This window comes from Thalassovita taeanensis, from assembly GCF_900110775.1.
GTDB lineage: Bacteria > Pseudomonadota > Alphaproteobacteria > Rhodobacterales > Rhodobacteraceae > Litorimicrobium > Litorimicrobium taeanense.
In genome coordinates, this window is the sequence record NZ_FOEP01000001.1 from 304302 (window position 1) to 320264 (window position 15963).

General features: G+C 59.3%; 14 protein-coding genes and 1 pseudogene. 9 read left to right on the forward strand and 6 right to left on the reverse strand.

Features of this window, described 5'->3' with window-relative positions; translation table 11 throughout:
* Positions 1-59: 59 nt before the first annotated feature.
* Genes pstC through phoB form a run of 5 tightly spaced genes read left to right on the forward strand, consistent with a single transcriptional unit; the run spans position 60 to position 5098 of the window.
* On the forward strand, positions 60-1532 hold the full coding sequence (gene pstC / locus BSF79_RS01400) for a phosphate ABC transporter permease subunit PstC (RefSeq protein ID WP_090267303.1): 1473 nt from the start codon (positions 60-62) through the stop codon (positions 1530-1532).
* The gene (gene pstA / locus BSF79_RS01405; RefSeq protein WP_090267307.1) at positions 1529-2863 is read left to right on the forward strand and encodes a phosphate ABC transporter permease PstA; all 1335 of its coding nucleotides are present in this window, start codon (positions 1529-1531) and stop codon (positions 2861-2863) included. The genes pstC and pstA overlap by 4 nt, the downstream gene beginning before the upstream one ends.
* A 14-nt stretch (positions 2864-2877) precedes the next feature.
* Positions 2878-3675, forward strand: coding sequence for a phosphate ABC transporter ATP-binding protein PstB (gene pstB / locus BSF79_RS01410; protein ID WP_090267312.1), 798 nt, complete (start codon positions 2878-2880; stop codon positions 3673-3675).
* 12 nt (positions 3676-3687) lie between these two features.
* Positions 3688-4404, forward strand: coding sequence for a phosphate signaling complex protein PhoU (gene phoU / locus BSF79_RS01415; protein WP_090267315.1), 717 nt, complete (start codon positions 3688-3690; stop codon positions 4402-4404).
* A 4-nt stretch (positions 4405-4408) separates the two neighbouring features.
* Complete coding sequence (gene phoB / locus BSF79_RS01420; RefSeq protein WP_090267318.1) at positions 4409-5098, forward strand: phosphate regulon transcriptional regulator PhoB; 690 nt, start codon at positions 4409-4411, stop codon at positions 5096-5098.
* Positions 5099-5200: 102 nt separating this feature from the next.
* Here the strand turns inward: phoB and BSF79_RS01425 are convergent, their stop codons facing one another.
* Positions 5201-6109 carry a LysR family transcriptional regulator gene (locus tag BSF79_RS01425; RefSeq protein ID WP_090267322.1) on the reverse strand — a complete coding sequence of 303 codons (909 nt, stop codon included), beginning with the start codon at positions 6107-6109 and terminating at the stop codon, positions 5201-5203.
* 137 nt (positions 6110-6246) lie between these two features.
* Between BSF79_RS01425 and BSF79_RS01430 the strand changes: the two genes are divergently transcribed.
* Together BSF79_RS01430 and BSF79_RS01435 are read left to right on the forward strand one after the other, a co-directional pair.
* Positions 6247-7467, forward strand: a complete 1221-nt coding sequence (locus tag BSF79_RS01430) for an acyl-CoA dehydrogenase (RefSeq protein ID WP_090267325.1) — start codon at positions 6247-6249, stop codon at positions 7465-7467.
* A gap of 40 nt (positions 7468-7507) precedes the next feature.
* Positions 7508-9703 (forward strand): thiamine pyrophosphate-dependent enzyme, encoded by a 2196-nt coding sequence (locus BSF79_RS01435; protein ID WP_090267330.1) that lies wholly within the window; start codon positions 7508-7510, stop codon positions 9701-9703.
* Between the two features lie 79 nt (positions 9704-9782).
* Here the strand turns inward: BSF79_RS01435 and BSF79_RS01440 are convergent.
* Positions 9783-10007: pseudogene (locus BSF79_RS01440) on the reverse strand (integrase core domain-containing protein); the annotation flags it as partial.
* Positions 9928-10398: a hypothetical protein gene (locus BSF79_RS19390; protein WP_175545227.1), complete on the reverse strand. Its 471-nt coding sequence runs from the start codon at positions 10396-10398 to the stop codon at positions 9928-9930. The pseudogene BSF79_RS01440 and the gene BSF79_RS19390, both read right to left, overlap by 80 nt.
* Before the next feature lie 324 nt (positions 10399-10722).
* Between BSF79_RS19390 and BSF79_RS01445 the strand changes: the two genes are divergently transcribed.
* Positions 10723-11478, forward strand: coding sequence for a LuxR family transcriptional regulator (locus tag BSF79_RS01445; protein WP_090267335.1), 756 nt, complete (start codon positions 10723-10725; stop codon positions 11476-11478).
* A 396-nt stretch (positions 11479-11874) separates the two neighbouring features.
* Here BSF79_RS01445 and tsf read toward each other — a convergent pair whose 3' ends face one another.
* The 3 genes from tsf to BSF79_RS01460 all read right to left on the reverse strand — a co-directional run bounded on the left by tsf (position 11875) and on the right by BSF79_RS01460 (position 15125).
* A complete protein-coding gene (gene tsf / locus BSF79_RS01450; RefSeq protein ID WP_090267339.1) occupies positions 11875-12750 on the reverse strand; it encodes a translation elongation factor Ts in 876 nt (291 codons plus the stop codon).
* A 79-nt stretch (positions 12751-12829) separates the two neighbouring features.
* On the reverse strand, positions 12830-13588 hold the full coding sequence (rpsB, locus tag BSF79_RS01455; RefSeq protein WP_090267846.1) for a 30S ribosomal protein S2: 759 nt from the start codon (positions 13586-13588) through the stop codon (positions 12830-12832).
* 400 nt (positions 13589-13988) lie between these two features.
* Positions 13989-15125 (reverse strand): HupE/UreJ family protein, encoded by a 1137-nt coding sequence (locus BSF79_RS01460; protein ID WP_090267342.1) that lies wholly within the window; start codon positions 15123-15125, stop codon positions 13989-13991.
* Here BSF79_RS01460 and BSF79_RS01465 point away from each other — a divergent pair.
* Positions 15103-15921, forward strand: a complete 819-nt coding sequence (locus BSF79_RS01465) for a DUF4198 domain-containing protein (protein ID WP_090267346.1) — start codon at positions 15103-15105, stop codon at positions 15919-15921. The two genes, BSF79_RS01460 and BSF79_RS01465, sit on opposite strands and share 23 nt — an antisense overlap.
* Positions 15922-15963: the final 42 nt, after the last annotated feature.

The window sequence follows — 15963 nt, forward strand, 5'->3', positions numbered from 1 at the left end:
GCCCCCCGCTGCCCTGTCCATCTTTTTTGACAATTTTCCAAACATAAATCGGAGCGGAAATGTCGGTTTTCTGGCTTGTCCTGATTGTTTTTGCCATCGCCGCAGTTGCTTATGTTCTAAGCCGTGCCCGCGCGATGAAATCCGCCGAAGGCGACAGTCGGAAATTACATTCGCTGCCGCATTTCTATGCCGCCAACGGTGCGCTCAGCGCCGCAGTGCCCGCGCTTTTGGTTCTGGCCATCTGGTTGCTGGCGCAGCCCAGCGTGATCAACTCTTCCGTCGCGCGCGTTATTCCCGACCATGTGCTGGAACAAAGCGGATCGCTGGATCTGGTGATGTCGGATGTCCGCCGCGTCGCTGATGGTCTGGACGAGGCCGTGCGCCAAGGCGCCATGACCAACGCCGAGGCCGACGACGTGCGCGCCGGGCTGACCGACGTGCGTCGCCGCCTGGGCGATGTCGGCGTGGCCCTCGGCTCCGATGTCCGCCCCGAGGTGCTCTATGCCGCCCAACGCTACCGGGCGCTCAATTCCACCGGCGCGCTGCTGCGTAACATCGTGGTGATCCTGATCGCTCTGGTCGGCTTTGTCTTGTCGTACAGCCGGACCCACAAGGATTTCCGCGCCCGTAACGTTGTCGAAAAAGGCATCAAGGTGCTGCTGATGGCCGCCGCCTCGCTGGCGATCCTCACCACGGTCGGCATCGTCCTGTCGATGCTGTTCGAAACCGTGAACTTCTTCAAACTGCACAACTGGCGTGACTTCTTCTTCGGCACCACATGGGCGCCCAACTTTCGCGGCGATAGCGAACTGTCGATCCTGCCGCTGCTCTGGGGCACGCTCTATATCTCGATCATCGCGCTTCTGGTTGCCGTGCCGATCGGGCTGTTTGCCGCGATCTACCTGTCGGAATATGCCGGCCCCAAAGTCCGCGCCTTCGCCAAACCGCTGCTCGAGATCCTCGCAGGTATCCCGACCATCGTTTACGGCCTGTTTGCCCTGCTGACCGTCGGCCCGTTGCTGCTGAACATCTTCGGCGCCGAAGGCCTGCTGGGTGTTGGCTGGATGGGCGGTGCCACCTCGGTGCTGACCGCTGGCATCGTGATGGGCATCATGCTGATCCCCTTCGTGTCCTCGCTGTCCGATGACATCATCAACTCGGTGCCGCAATCCATGCGCGACGGTTCGCTTGGCCTTGGCGCCACCAAGTCCGAAACCATCCGTCAGGTGGTGATCCCCGCCGCCCTTCCGGGCATCGTGGGGGCCATCCTGCTCGCCGCCAGCCGCGCGATTGGCGAAACCATGATTGTTGTGATGGGGGCAGGGGCGATTGCCAAATTCTCGCTCAACCCGCTTGAAACCATGACTACGATCACCACCCGCATCGTCAGCCAGCTCACCGGCGACGGCGACTTTTCCAGCCCTGAAACGCTGGTCGCCTTCGCCCTTGGCCTGACGCTCTTTGTCCTGACGCTGGGGCTGAATGTCCTCGCCCTCTATATCGTGCGCAAATACCGGGAGCAGTACGAATGACCGACGCTTCGATCCCCAAGGCCAGCACCCTGCTGCGCCCCGACGCCCGCACCAAGAAACGCAACGCCTCCGAGGCCCGCTTTCGCTTCTATGGCATGGTGGCCATCGGCATCGGCCTTACCATGCTGCTGGTGCTGATGTTCACAATCCTCACCAAAGGTGTGGGCGCATTCCAGCAGACCTTCATTACCCTTCAGGTCGAATTGTTGGAAAACAAGCTCGACAAAACCGGGGCCCGCGACCTCGAACTGATCAAAAAGGTCTCGACCTTCGGCTATGCGCCGCTGATCGCCGGCGGGTTCAACAAGGTTGTTGCCGATACTGGCATTCAAACCACGCTGAAACCCAAGGATCAGTCCGGCATCCTGTCCAAAAGCGCCCCCGCGCAGCTGCGCGACTATGTGCTGAACGACCCCGATCAGATCGGCAAGACCATCGAGTTTGAATTTCTCGCCAACAGCCGCGTCGATGGCTATCTCAAAGGTCGCGTGACCCGTGAAAGCATCGCCAACGACAAAAACATCTCGGTCGAGCAGCTGGATTTTGTCGATCAGCTGAAACAGGCGGGCGTGCTGAAAAAGCGCTTCAACATGGACTTCATCCTTGGCGCCGACGCCTCGGACCAACGCCCCGAGGCCGCAGGCATGGGCGTCGCCATGGCCGGTTCGTTCTTCATGATGCTGGTGGTGCTGGCGCTGGCGCTGCCCATCGGTGTCGCCGCCTCGATCTATCTCGAAGAATTCGCCGCCAAGAACTGGATCACCGATATCATCGAGGTGAACATTTCCAACCTTGCCGCCGTGCCCTCGATCGTCTTCGGTATCCTTGGCCTTGCGGTGTTCATCAACTACATGCACCTGCCGCAGTCCGCGCCGCTTGTCGGGGGTCTGGTGCTGACGCTGATGACCCTGCCGACCATCATCATCTCGACCCGTGCCTCGCTCAAGGCGGTCCCGCCGTCGATCCGTGATGCGGCACTGGGGCTCGGGGCCTCGAAAATGCAGTCGGTGTTCCACCATGTGCTGCCTCTGGCCGCGCCCGGTATCCTGACCGGCACCATCATCGGTCTGGCACAGGCGCTTGGCGAAACCGCGCCGCTGTTGCTGATCGGCATGATCGGTTTCATCGCCTCGAACGCGCCCGGTGGTATCTCCGAGGGGCTGTTGTCGCCCAACTCGGCCATGCCTGCCCAGATCTATGAATGGGCCAAGCGCGCCGACCCTGCATTCTATGAACGCGCCTGGGGTGGTATCATCATCCTGCTCGTATTCCTCGTAACCATGAACACGATCGCGGTCATCCTGCGCCGCCGGTTCGAACGCCGTTGGTAGAAGGTAAACACACCATGTATGACGCGCCCAGTTTGGAGAACACCTTGGACCAGAAAGCAATCAAGATCGCCGCGACCGATGTTCAGGTCTATTACGGTGACACCCACGCCATCAAAGATGTGTCCGTTCAGATTCAGGACAATACTGTCACCGCGTTCATCGGCCCGTCGGGATGTGGTAAATCCACCTTCCTGCGCTGTCTGAACCGGATGAACGATACGATCGATATCTGCCGCGTCGAAGGCAAGATCCTGCTCGACAACGAAGACATCTATGACCCCAAGGTCGACCCGGTGCAGCTGCGTGCCAAGGTCGGGATGGTGTTTCAGAAACCCAACCCGTTCCCCAAGTCGATCTACGACAACATCGCCTATGGCCCGAAGATCCACGGCCTGGCCCGCACCAAGGCGGAACTGGACGAGATCGTGGAGAAATCCCTGCGTCGCGGCGCCATCTGGGACGAGGTCAAAGACCGTCTGCAATCGCCCGGCACCGGCCTGTCCGGCGGCCAGCAGCAGCGCCTGTGCATCGCCCGCGCCATCGCCACCGAACCCGAAGTGCTGCTGATGGATGAACCCTGCTCGGCGCTCGATCCCATCGCGACTGCTCAGGTCGAAGAGCTGATCGACGAACTGCGCGCGAATTTCTCGGTCGTGATCGTCACTCACTCGATGCAGCAGGCCGCCCGTGTCAGCCAGAAAACCGCCTTCTTCCACCTCGGCAATCTGGTGGAATACGGCGACACCAGCCAGATTTTCACCACGCCGGTGGACCCGCGCACCGAAAGCTACATCACCGGCCGGATCGGCTAAGGAGACATTCCCATGTCAGACAAACACATCGCATCGGTCTTTGACCGCGATCTCGAAACCATCCAGGCCCAGATCATGAAAATGGGCGGGCTGGTCGAAGAGTCCATCCTCAAAGCCGCCCAATCGCTGGAAGAGCGCGACGAAGAGCTGGCCGAAAGCGTCCGCTCCGCCGACATCGCCATTGACGAGCTCGAGGACCTGATCAACGAAAACACCGCCCGGCTGATTGCCCTGCGTGCGCCCGCCGCCGTGGACCTGCGTGTCATCCTGACGGTGATGAAAATCGCCTCCAACCTCGAACGCATCGGCGACTACGCGAAAAACATGGCCAAACGCACCGGTGTTCTGGTGCAGATGACGCCGATCAACGGCTCGTACTCTGCCCTGCGCCGGATGGCCCGCGAAGTGCAGCTGATGCTCAAGGACGCGCTTGACGCCTATATTCAGCGCGACGCCGAACTGGCGATGGACGTGATCCACCGCGATCAGGACGTCGATCAGATGTACAACGCCCTGTTCCGCGAATTCCTGACCTTCATGATGGAAGACCCGCGCAGCATCACCGCCTGCATGCACCTGCATTTCATCGCCAAGAACACCGAGCGCATGGGCGACCACGTCACCTCGATCGCAGAGCAGGTGGTTTATCTGGTGACCGGCAAAATGCCCGAGGACAACCGCCCCAAAGGCGATCAGACCTCGGTCGACGTAGCCCTCGGAAAGGTCTGACCAAATGTCCACCACTCAGCCGACCGTGCTTGTGGTCGAGGATGAGCCAGCACAGCGCGAAGTGCTGGCCTACAACCTCGAAGCCGAAGGGTTCCGCGTCGCCCGCGCTGAAAATGGCGAAGAGGCGCTGATTCTGGTGGATGAAGAACAGCCGGACATCATCGTTCTCGATTGGATGCTGCCGAATGTTTCGGGGATCGAAGTGTGCCGCCGCCTGAAAACCCGGTCGGAAACCCGCAACGTGCCAATCATCATGCTGTCCGCCCGGTCCGAGGAAGTGGACCGCGTGCGCGGGCTGGAAACCGGGGCCGACGATTATGTCGTCAAACCCTATTCTCTGGTCGAACTGATGGCCCGTGTGCGCGCCCAGTTGCGCCGCACCCGGCCGGCAACCGTGGGCGAGCGGCTGGAATACGAAGATATCGTGCTTGATGCCGAAACCCACCGGGTCACACGCTCGGACCTGCCGCTGAAGCTCGGGCCGACCGAATTTCGCCTGCTGTCCACCTTCATGGAAAAACCCGGCCGCGTCTGGTCGCGTGAACAGCTGCTCGACCGGGTCTGGGGGCGCGACATCTATGTCGATACCCGCACCGTCGACGTGCATATCGGCCGCTTGCGCAAGGCGCTGACCCTGCATGGTGGCGATGACCCGCTGCGCACGGTGCGCGGCGCGGGGTATGCTCTGGGCTAGGCGATGTCTGCGCAGCCGGTGCACGGGGGGTGCACAGGTTGTGCACGCAAATCACACGTCGGCTTTTTGCGACGTCCATTCCAAATGCTCATTCATTTCTCGTTAACGGGGCAGGGCGTCTTCATCCTCGGCCTGCGTCGCCAGCCAATCGCGGAACACCTGCAACGAGGCATTGCGCGCCTTCTCCAACGGCCAGACCAGATAATACGACCCCAGCGACCGCGTCGGCCCGCCATAGGCCACAACCAACCGCCCGGTCGCCAGATCCTGTTCAACCAGATAATCCGGCAACAAGGCCACGCCCAAGCCATGAATTGCGGCTTGGGTGATCGTTGAAAACTGATCGTACAGCGTGCCTTGCAGCCCCTGCGCATCGACCCCGTATGTGGCAAACCACTGCGCCCAGGCATAGGGGCGGGTCTCAATATGCAACAACTGCAACGCCAACAGATCGCGCGGGTGCGCGATCGTGGTTCGCTCCAGAACCTGCGGCGCACAGACCGGCACGACATGTTCCGGCTTCAGCCGCAAATTCCCGGTGCCCGGCCACTCCGCATGTCCGAAATGTATCGCAGCATCAAATGGTTGCGTGCCAAAGTTGAAGGGCGACAGGCGGGTCGCCATGTTGATTGTGATCTCTGGATGGCGCTTGGCGAAATCGGCCAGACGTGGCACCAGCCAACGCATCCCAAACGTGGGCAGGATCGCCAAATTCAGGCTGCCGCCCTCTGGATTGACCTGCACCTTCAGCGAGGCCTGCGTGATCTGCTGTAACGCCTCTCTGACTGACGCCGCATAATCCGCGGCCGCCTCGGTCAGGCGCATCACCTTGCGGTCGCGGATGATCAGCGACACGCCAAGCTGCGCCTCCAGCGTCTGCAACTGTCGGCTGACCGCGCTTTGGGTCAGGTTTAGCTCGTCCGCAACCGCTGTGGCACTGCCCAGCCGGTCCAGCGATTCCAGCGCCCGAAGCGAGGCGATTGAGGGCAAAAATCGGCGCGGCGTTTGCATCTATGCGGTATCCTCATAAGATGATGCGGAATATTCGCTATTTTTATCGCAATTCCAACGCTAACCTCTGGTGAATCGACCGAAAAACTCATGCATCGGATATTAACCCATCCGTGCCAGCCCCACGGAGCCGAAAAATGACTGACAAGCCCACCGTCCGCGCCAAAGATGCCCCCGACCTGAGCGCGTTTGACTGGACCGATCCGTTCCGGCTTGACGATCAGCTGACCGAAGACGAACGGATGATCCGTGACAGCGCCCACGCATACTGTCAGGAAAAGCTGCAACCGCGCGTTTTGAAAGCATTTTCCGAAGAATACACCGATCCCGAGATTTTCCGCGAAATGGGTGAAATGGGGCTTTTGGGCGCAACCACGCCCGAGCAATACGGCGGTATCGGCGCCGGGTATGTCAGCTATGGCCTCGTTGCGCGCGAGGTCGAGCGCGTCGACAGCGGCTATCGCTCGATGATGTCGGTGCAGTCCAGTCTGGTGATGTATCCGATCTACGCCTATGGCTCCGAGGAACAACGAAATAAATATTTGCCGAAACTGGCTTCGGGTGAATGGATTGGCTGTTTCGGTTTGACCGAACCCGATGCCGGTTCCGACCCCGCAGGCATGAAGACCCGCGCGGTAAAAACCGATAGCGGCTATGTCCTTAACGGCGCGAAGATGTGGATTTCCAATTCGCCGATCGCAGATGTTTTTGTGGTCTGGGCCAAGTCCGACGCGCACGGCGGCAAGATCCGCGGTTTCGTGTTGGAAAAAGGCATGAAGGGCCTCAGCGCTCCGAAAATACTCAACAAAATGTCATTGCGCGCGTCAATCACCGGCGAAATCGTAATGGACAACGTAGAAGTCCCCGAAGCCGCCCTCCTGCCGTATGTGGAGGGCCTGAAAGGGCCGTTTGGCTGTCTGAACCGGGCGCGCTATGGTATCAGTTGGGGCGCTTTGGGCGCGGCGGAATTCTGTTGGCATGCGTCGCGGCAGTACGGCCTGGATCGTCATCAGTTCAAGCGCCCGCTGGCGCAGACACAACTGTATCAGAAAAAACTCGCGGATATGCAGACCGAAATTGCGCTCGGGCTTCAGGCAAGCCTGCAAGTGGGGCGGTTGATGGACAAGGCACAGGCGGCCCCCGAGATGATCAGCATCGTAAAACGCAATAACTGTGGCAAAGCATTGGAGATCGCCCGCATGTCGCGCGACATGCACGGCGGCAACGGGATCAGTTTGGAATTTGGCGTAATCCGGCACATGGTAAACCTTGAAACAGTGAACACCTATGAGGGCGCGCATGATGTGCACGCGCTGATCCTTGGTCGGGCGCAAACAGGTTTGCAGGCGTTCTTTTGATCGCACTGCGTCAATGACGATGAAATACAGTAGGTGAGCCGTGGACCGATCTGAAATTGTTCACACAAATTTCCTCAGGCGCGTGAAAACCGGCGACCTTCCCAAGGTTGTCGGCCCCGCGCTTGAGGGGAGCGGGCTGAGCAAGGCGCAGCTTCTGGCGTTGTTCGAGGCGCAAGTCGCCAGCCGTCAGTTGGACCGCGTTGCGCGCAAGCTTCAGGCGCGCGGGCAGGGGTTCTATACCATCGGATCTTCCGGCCATGAAGGCAACGCGGCAGTTGCGGCGGCTCTGCGGGTGACAGATCCGGCGTTTCTGCACTACCGCGATGCTGCATTTCAGATCGCGCGCGCAGGGCAGGTCGCAGGGCAAGACCCGATCTGGGACATGTTACTAAGCTTCACCGCATCATCAGAGGACCAGATCAGCGGCGGGCGGCACAAAGTGCTTGGCTCGAAGCAGCTAAATATTCCGCCGCAGACCTCTACCATCGCCAGCCATCTGCCCAAGGCGATGGGAATGGCCTATGCGTTTGGTATGGCACGCAAGAACCCACCTGCGGAACCGGAATACCCAAGTGACTCCATCGCCATGTGTAGCTTTGGTGACGCTTCATTGAACCATTCAACGGCGCAGGGTGCAATCAACACGGCAGGATGGGCGGCGTTTCAGGGGGTGCCGATGCCCTTGCTGATGGTGTGCGAGGACAATGGGATCGGCATATCGGTCAAGACGCCGTCGGGATGGGTTGAAGCCTCGATGCGGGGACGTCCGGGGTTGAAATATGTTGCGTGCAACGGTCTTGATCTTGTTGAAACCTATGTGAAAACGCGGGCGTTGGCCGAGTGGGTGCGCACCCGTCGCAAGCCAGGCTTTCTGCACCTGTCCTGTGTGCGGCTCTATGGCCATGCGGGAGCGGATGTTGAAGCGGTCTATCGCCCCAAATCCGAGATTGAGACACAAGAGGCAAACGATCCCCTGTTGCATTCTGCCGCGCGCCTGATCGACGAAGGTGTAGCTGGACGAGATGATATTATTTCGCTTTATCAGTCTATTGAAAGCCGGACTTCAGAGTTTGCGGAGCGCGCCATTGTGCGGCCGAAGCTGACCAGTGCTGAACAAGTTATGGCAGCGATCATCCCGCCCAGACGCTCCCGGACAGCAGAAAACGGCCCGTCCGAGGCGGATCGCGCCGAGGTGTTCGGCGCCGCAGATCTGCGCGCTTTCGCCGAGCCCCAGCCGATGAACAAGCTGATCAATCTTGGCCTGACGGATATGATGCTATCCAATCCCGATATCGTCGTTACGGGCGAGGATGTCGGGCGCAAGGGCGGCGTATATGGCATCACCAAAGGCCTGCAAAACCGGTTCGGGGCGACCCGTGTGGTCGACACGCTGTTGGACGAGCAGAGCATTCTTGGGCTGTCGCTTGGTTTGGGGCAGGCGGGCTATCTGCCCATGCCCGAAATTCAATTTCTCGCCTATCTGCACAACGCCGAAGATCAGCTGCGGGGCGAAGCCGCGACGTTGCCTTTCTTCTCGAACGGGCAGTTCACCAACCCTATGGTCGTTCGGATCGCGGGGCTTGGGTATCAAAAAGGCTTTGGGGGCCATTTTCACAACGACAATTCGCTGGCGGTACTGCGAGACATTCCAGGACTGGTCATCGGGTGCCCCTCGAACGGGGCCGATGCGGTCGCGATGTATCGCGCTGCCGTGCGTCTGGCGCACGAGGAGCAGCGCGTTGTTGTCATGGTCGAGCCGATTGCACTGTATCCGATGCGCGATCTGCACGAGGACGGAGATGGCGGTTGGATGCAGCGCTATCCCAAGGCCGGGCTTGAGCTGCCGCCCGGCGAGGTTGGGGTAATCGGTGCCGGGCGTGATCTGGCGATCGTGACCTATGGCAATGGTGTGTATCTATCATCGCAAGCGACGAAGATACTGGCTCAGAAAGGCGTTAATGCGCGGATCGTCGATTTGCGCTGGCTGGCGCCCTTGGCAGAGGATGCGCTGCTGGATGCCGTTACAGGCTGCGGTGCCATTCTGATCGTCGATGAATGCCGCCGCACCGGATCGCAGAGCGAAGCATTGATGGCGCTGTTTGCCGAAAATGGAACCCCTAACGCAGCGCGGATCACTGCCGAGGACAGCTTCATTGCGACAGGCCCGGCATATGCTGCCACATTGCCATCGCGGGATGGGATTGTGACTGCTGCGTGTAACATTCTCGGCTTGTGACAAGTTCATAAAGAATACGCACAGAAATTCGCATATTGATTGAGCTACTCCCCGATAGTTGGACAGGATCTGGCGTGATTTAAGCTACTCTTTGCTCCTGCTGATCGAGTTGTGTTGCTTCATTTCGCTGCCAGTAGATCACAGCGGGTGGTTTGCCGCCAAGCGCGGAATGTGGGCGTTTGTTGTTGTAGAAGTCCATCCAGGTCTTGACGCCAGCCCTGGCCTCAGAGCCTGTCTCCCAAGCGTGCATATAAACGCGTTCGTATTTCATCGCCCGCCAGATCCGCTCGACAAAGATGTTGTCGGCCTCCAGCGTATTCGATATCCGCCAAAGCTTCGAGGCGAGCGTTTAGGTCGATCCGCTCTCTCTGCGTCCATAGACCAACATGAACCAAGTCAGCGGCGGTGGCCTCCATGGTCTTTACGGAGATGCCCTTGGGACGTCGCGACAACATCAGTGCTGTAGGATAGTAGGATGGCACCCCGAACCGATCGACGACTGTCGCAAAGCGTTCGCCGTCTGGGCGTACATACCTTTTCACCTTGAAAAGGTAGTCACCAGTATTACGATATAATCCAGACACGCGCCATCCTTTGGCAGGGCGCTGAACCTCAAAAACAAGGCGCAGCTTCTGCTCAGACAATGGTAATTTCATTTTTTTCAGAAATCGAAAGTTGAAATTTTTTATCGTCAAAAAACTACCGCTTTTTGGTAGGGATCACTTATGCGATTTCCTAGGTGGGCTTCGTTGCAGGGCGCTGTGTGTGGTAAGCAATAAAGCAATAGAGTATTTTGGAACAAACGACCACTTTGCCAGGCCTGAGTCGCGTAATCAGTATTATGTAAACTATTTCACTGAACCGCTCCTATGCGGCACCTAGATTGCAATAATATCAGCAAAATGCACATTTCAACCGCTCGACATACTGTGCGACATGAGGTTAGACATTTTTATGTTAATCAAATTTCATGCCATCTGTGACCAGACGTACAGGCCGGACGACGCCGGAGACCACCAATGAGCATTAGCCGCTATTTGGAAGCCCTGACGAACACCCAAAGCATTGAAGAGCTCTGGGACCTGCATACGCGCAAAATGGCCTCTTACGGGTTTGATCGGCTGCTTTATGGGTTCACGCGCTACAAGACGAACACCTCACTTGGTGACCCAGAGGACTTTGTCATTCTGACCAACCACAGCGAGGCCTATACGGATGTGTTCATGGGCCAAGGCCTGTATTTTCATGCGCCGATGGTCAGATGGGTTCTGGAGAACGAAGGCGCGTGTAGCTGGCGCATCATTGGCGAGATGATCAGCACCGGGACCCTTACAGAAAGCGAGCGCCGGGTGATCGAGTTCAACCTGACCCAAAAAGTGCATTGCGGTTATTCGATCAGCTTCAAGTCAATTTCGCCGCGGGCCAAGGGCGCGATAGCGCTGACCGGACGCGCTGACCTGACCCAAGATACCGTCGACGCGATTTGGGAAAAACACGGGCCCGACATTCTGGCGATCAACAACGTGGCGCATCTGAAAATCCTGACCCTGCCCTATTCTGGTCCCAGCCGTACTCTGACAAAGCGTCAGCGCGAAGCGCTGGAATGGGTCGGAGACGGCAAGACCACGCAGGACACAGCTTTGCTCATGGGGCTGACCCCGGCGACGGTTGAAAAGCATCTGCGGCTGGCGCGAGAGGCGCTTAACGTTGAGACCACCGCGCAGGCCGTTCTGAAGGCTGCATTGCAGAACCAGATGTTCGTTCTGGAAGCCTGAGGCCCTTTCGGGCCGCGATCTGCCAGCCATTGCATCGACTCTCAAGATGAGGGTGCAAAGGTATGGAATTCCATAGTTTTTCGCGGAATTTGGCTCTAAATGACGTCGAGTAAGGAATCCCATACTTTCTTAACGCAGCGTAAAGGGGCAACCTGATCATGTTCCGTGAGTGGTGGCTTTAGCCAAAGGAACATCGGAAAGGACCCCTTGTGATTTCAAGGCTCTCCTGCCCGGCCGGTTCTGCCGGACGCCAGTTTGCGAATGTATAGTCCATTCGCAAGCTGGCACCTTGGCCCGCCCCTTGTTCATCCCCAATCGTCCGGGGGTGGGGTCGACACAGAAACGGTGCCGTCATCGCTGACGGCACCGTTTTTCTTTTCGCTAGAGCTGAAGGAATCAGCCTTTGACGACCTTGGCAACCTCGGCGGCGAAATCTTCTTTTTCGACGACGATACCTTCACCAACTTCAAGCCGAACAAAGCCGGTGATCTCGGCACCAGCTTCTTTTGCGGCTGCAGCGACGGTCAGGTCGGGGTTGACGACAAAATTCTGACCCAGAAGCGTAACTTCGGACAGGAATTTCTGCATCCGGCCAACGATCATCTTTTCGATGACGGCTTCGGGCTTGCCGGACTCACGTGCCTGCTCGGTCAGAACATTGCGCTCACGCTCGACCAGTGCCGGGTCCAGATCCGCTTCGCCCAGCGAGGCCGGGTTGACGGCAGCGATATGCATGGCGACCTGACGGCCGAATGCCTCGTCGCCGCCAGTCAGCGCGACCAGAACACCGATTTTGCCCATGCCTTCGGCGGCGGCATTGTGCACATAGGACACAACGGTTTCGCCTTTCAGCACAGCCATACGGCGCACGGACATGTTTTCACCTATGGTGGCGATCTTGTCGGTCAGAACTTCGGAAACCGGCTTGCCGCCCATGTCCGCCGCTTTCAGGGCTTCGACATCATCAACGCCAATGGCAACCGACGCGATACCGCGAACCATCGCCTGAAAATCAGCGTTTTTACCAACGAAGTCGGTTTCGGAGTTCACTTCAACCGCAACGCCCTTGCCGCCTTCGACGCAAACTGCAACCAGACCTTCGGCTGCGGTACGGTCGGATTTCTTGGCGGCTTTGGCCAGACCTTTGGTGCGCAGCCAGTCGATTGCTGTTTCCATGTCGCCGTCGGTTTCGGTCAGCGCTTTTTTCGCGTCCATCATGCCCGCGCCAGTCGTTTCGCGCAGCTCTTTTACCTGTGCAGCAGTGATCGCCATCGTGGCTCTCCTAGGATAGAATTGAGTGGTCCGGGGGCGGCATAGCCCGCACCCCGTATCAGTTTTGTGACGCGGGGCCTTAAGCCTCGGCGACGGCCTCTTCAACAGGGGCCTCTTCCAGCGCACCAAGATCGACACCGGCGGCGCCCATCTGAGCGGTCATCCCGTCCAGAGCAGCGCGGCTGACCAGATCGCAATACAGAGCGATGGCACGGGCCGCGTCGTCGTTGCCGGGGATGATGTAGTCAATGCCGGCAGGCGAGCAGTTGGTATCAACCACGGCCACAACCGGGATACCCAGCTTGTTGGCTTCGGCGATGGCCAGCTGCTCTTTTTTCACGTCGATGACGAACAGCAGGTCCGGCACGCCGCCCATTTCACGGATCCCGCCCAGCGAAGCCTGAAGCTTCAGCTGATCGCGTTCCATGTTCAGGCGCTCTTTCTTGGTCAGACCTTCGGCACCGGTTTCCATCTGCTCGTCGATGCTTTTCAGACGCGAGATCGACTGCGAAACGGTTTTCCAGTTGGTCAGAGTGCCGCCCAGCCAGCGGTGGTTCATGTAGTACTGAGCGCATTTTTCCGCTGCATCCGCAATGGGTTGCGCGGCCTGACGCTTGGTGCCGACAAACAGGATGCGGCCGTTTTTGGCGACGGTGTCACGGATGACTTTCAGGGCCTGATCCAGCATCGGAACGGTCTGAGTGAGGTCCATGATATGGATGCCATTGCGCGCGCCGTAGATGTACTCGCCCATGCGGGGGTTCCAACGCTGCGTCTGGTGGCCGAAGTGAACGCCTGCTTCAAGCAACTGGCGCATGGTGAACTCAGGAAGAGCCATGTCTTTGTTTCCTTTCCGGTTTTCGCCTCGACGGGGGTTCAGAGCGGATGCTCCAACCGGCGGACATATGAGGATTTCTCCCTCATAGGCCCAACCCCGTCTGCGGGTTTGAATGGCGCGCATATAGATCGGATTTTCGGCGAAGGCAAGAGGTTGCGGCCGCTTTGTTTACCGGCCTCAGAGCGCCCGCGCGAGGGCGGCGCAATATGTGCACCGGGCGTGCACCACCTGTGCACCGGGCGTGGCATCTTGGCCGGGTCTGCGCGCCGTTTACTTTTTTCGGGACGACCTGACCACCGTGAACGGATTATTTACGGTTTTGGGGCAACACTGCCCCTGCCCCGACCTGCCACCGATATGAAGGAGGATGTATGACGCTTTGAGACCTGCGGCTGCTTGTTCACAGGAACACACGCTCTATAAACCACCAGCCGCCCACCAGCGCGATCACGGTCGAAGCCGGAATGGCGATGCGGGCGCGGTACCACGGTTTGTTGCGGAACCACGCGCCGACGGCCAGAAATGCCAGCGCAATGACGGTGATCTGACCCAGTTCGACCCCGACGTTGAAGCCGATCAGCGCCGGAAAGAACTGATCCTCGGGCAGGCCGAATTGCCCCAGGACCGATGCGAAGCCAAGCCCATGCAGCAAGCCGAAGCAGAAGATGATGATGGGCCGCCAAGGATTCAGCCCGTGAGCAAAGATGTTCTCGATTGCCACAAAGGTGATCGAGGCCGCAATCAGCGGCTCGACAATCGACGCAGGAATACTGACCCATCCCATGGCCCCAAGCGCCAGCGTCACGGTGTGGGCCAGCGTAAAGGCGGACACCTGCCACAGCAGCGGCTTGATATGGGTGGACAGAAAATACAGCCCGAGCACGAACAGGATATGGTCCAGGCCTTTGGGAAGAATGTGATCGAAGCCAACCGGGATATACTGGCCAAAGGCCTGCCAAGCGGAGATCTGGCGCCCGCCGACCACCGGGATCGGCGGCGAGCTGTCGCCGCCCGACAGGGTGCCGGTATAGGGCGCCTCGACCCCTTGTTGGCGCAGGATCAGCGTGCCGAAGCCGCGTGGCCAGCTGAGGACCAGATCACCGTCTTGCGGGGGCAGGTCGGCCGTCAGCGTCAGAATACTGGCGCGGGGCAGGTCGGGGTTTCCAACCTCGGGGATCTGGATGGTGTCCGGGGCAAGCGGCAGATCGGTGCCGTTCATCGACAGCGACAGCCCCTGCCCCAACCGATCCCAGCTGCGGCGCAGCCGGGTTTCAAGCGCGGCAGGCGGCAGCGCGCGCAGGCTGTCGTATTGCGCCGCGCCTTCGGCCTCGTTGGTATCTTCGAGCCCGTCGAGGTCGATTTCGGCAAGCAGGGCTTCGGCGTTCAACCGCAAGCGCAGCGTGACGGTGGTTTCGGCGGTGCTGAGGTCAGCAATGGCGGGTGTGACCTCGTGCGCATGGGCGGGTGTGCCGAGAATACTTGACAAAAGCAGCGCCAACGCCAGCTTGGTCTGTATGAAAAACACTGTTTTGCGCATCTTTGCCCTCGTCTGTCTGCTGCTGCCTGCGGTCCCTGCCCTGTCGCACGAGTTATGGATTGAACCGGAGCAGTATCAAGTCGAAAGCGGCGCGCCGGTGGTGGCATCGCTGAAAAACGGTCAGAAATTCGAAGGGGCCGAACAGGCCTGGTATGACAGTCGGATCGCGGTGTTTGATTGGGTGCAGGGCGATCAGCGCGCGCCGATCACCGGGCGGGCCGGTGATATTCCGGCGGTTCAGGGGTTGGTTCTGGAGGATGGGCTGGCGGTCATGGCCTATCAGTCGCAGCCCAGTGTGGTCAGCTATCCGACGTGGGAGAAGTTTCAGGCTTTCGTCGAGCATAAGGATTTTGGCGATGTGCGGGCGCGGCATCTGGCGCGCGGTCTGCCAGAGGCACCGTTCCGCGAGGTTTATACGCGCTATTCCAAGGCATTGGTCGGGGTTGGTCATGGCCGCGGCGCGGATCGCGCGATGGGGTTCGAGACCGAATTTGTCGCCTTGGCCAATCCCTATGTTGATGATCTGTCGGACGGGTTTCCGGTGCGTCTGAGCTTTGACGGGGCGCCGCGGGCGGCGGCGCAGGTCGAGGTGTTTGAACGCGCGCCGGATGGTGCCGTGGTGATCAGCCTGCTGCGGACCGATGCAGAGGGCGTCGTGCATGTGCCGGTGACGCCGGGGCATGTCTATTTGCTGGATGCGGTCATTTTGCGCGACCCGGCGCCGGATCTGGCCGAAGCGCGCAATGCGGTTTGGGAAAGCTTGTGGGCGGCGCTGAGTTTCGCGGTGCCGGGGTAAACATCGGCGGGGCTTGTCTTGGGGCGCGGATCGGGCCAAGAC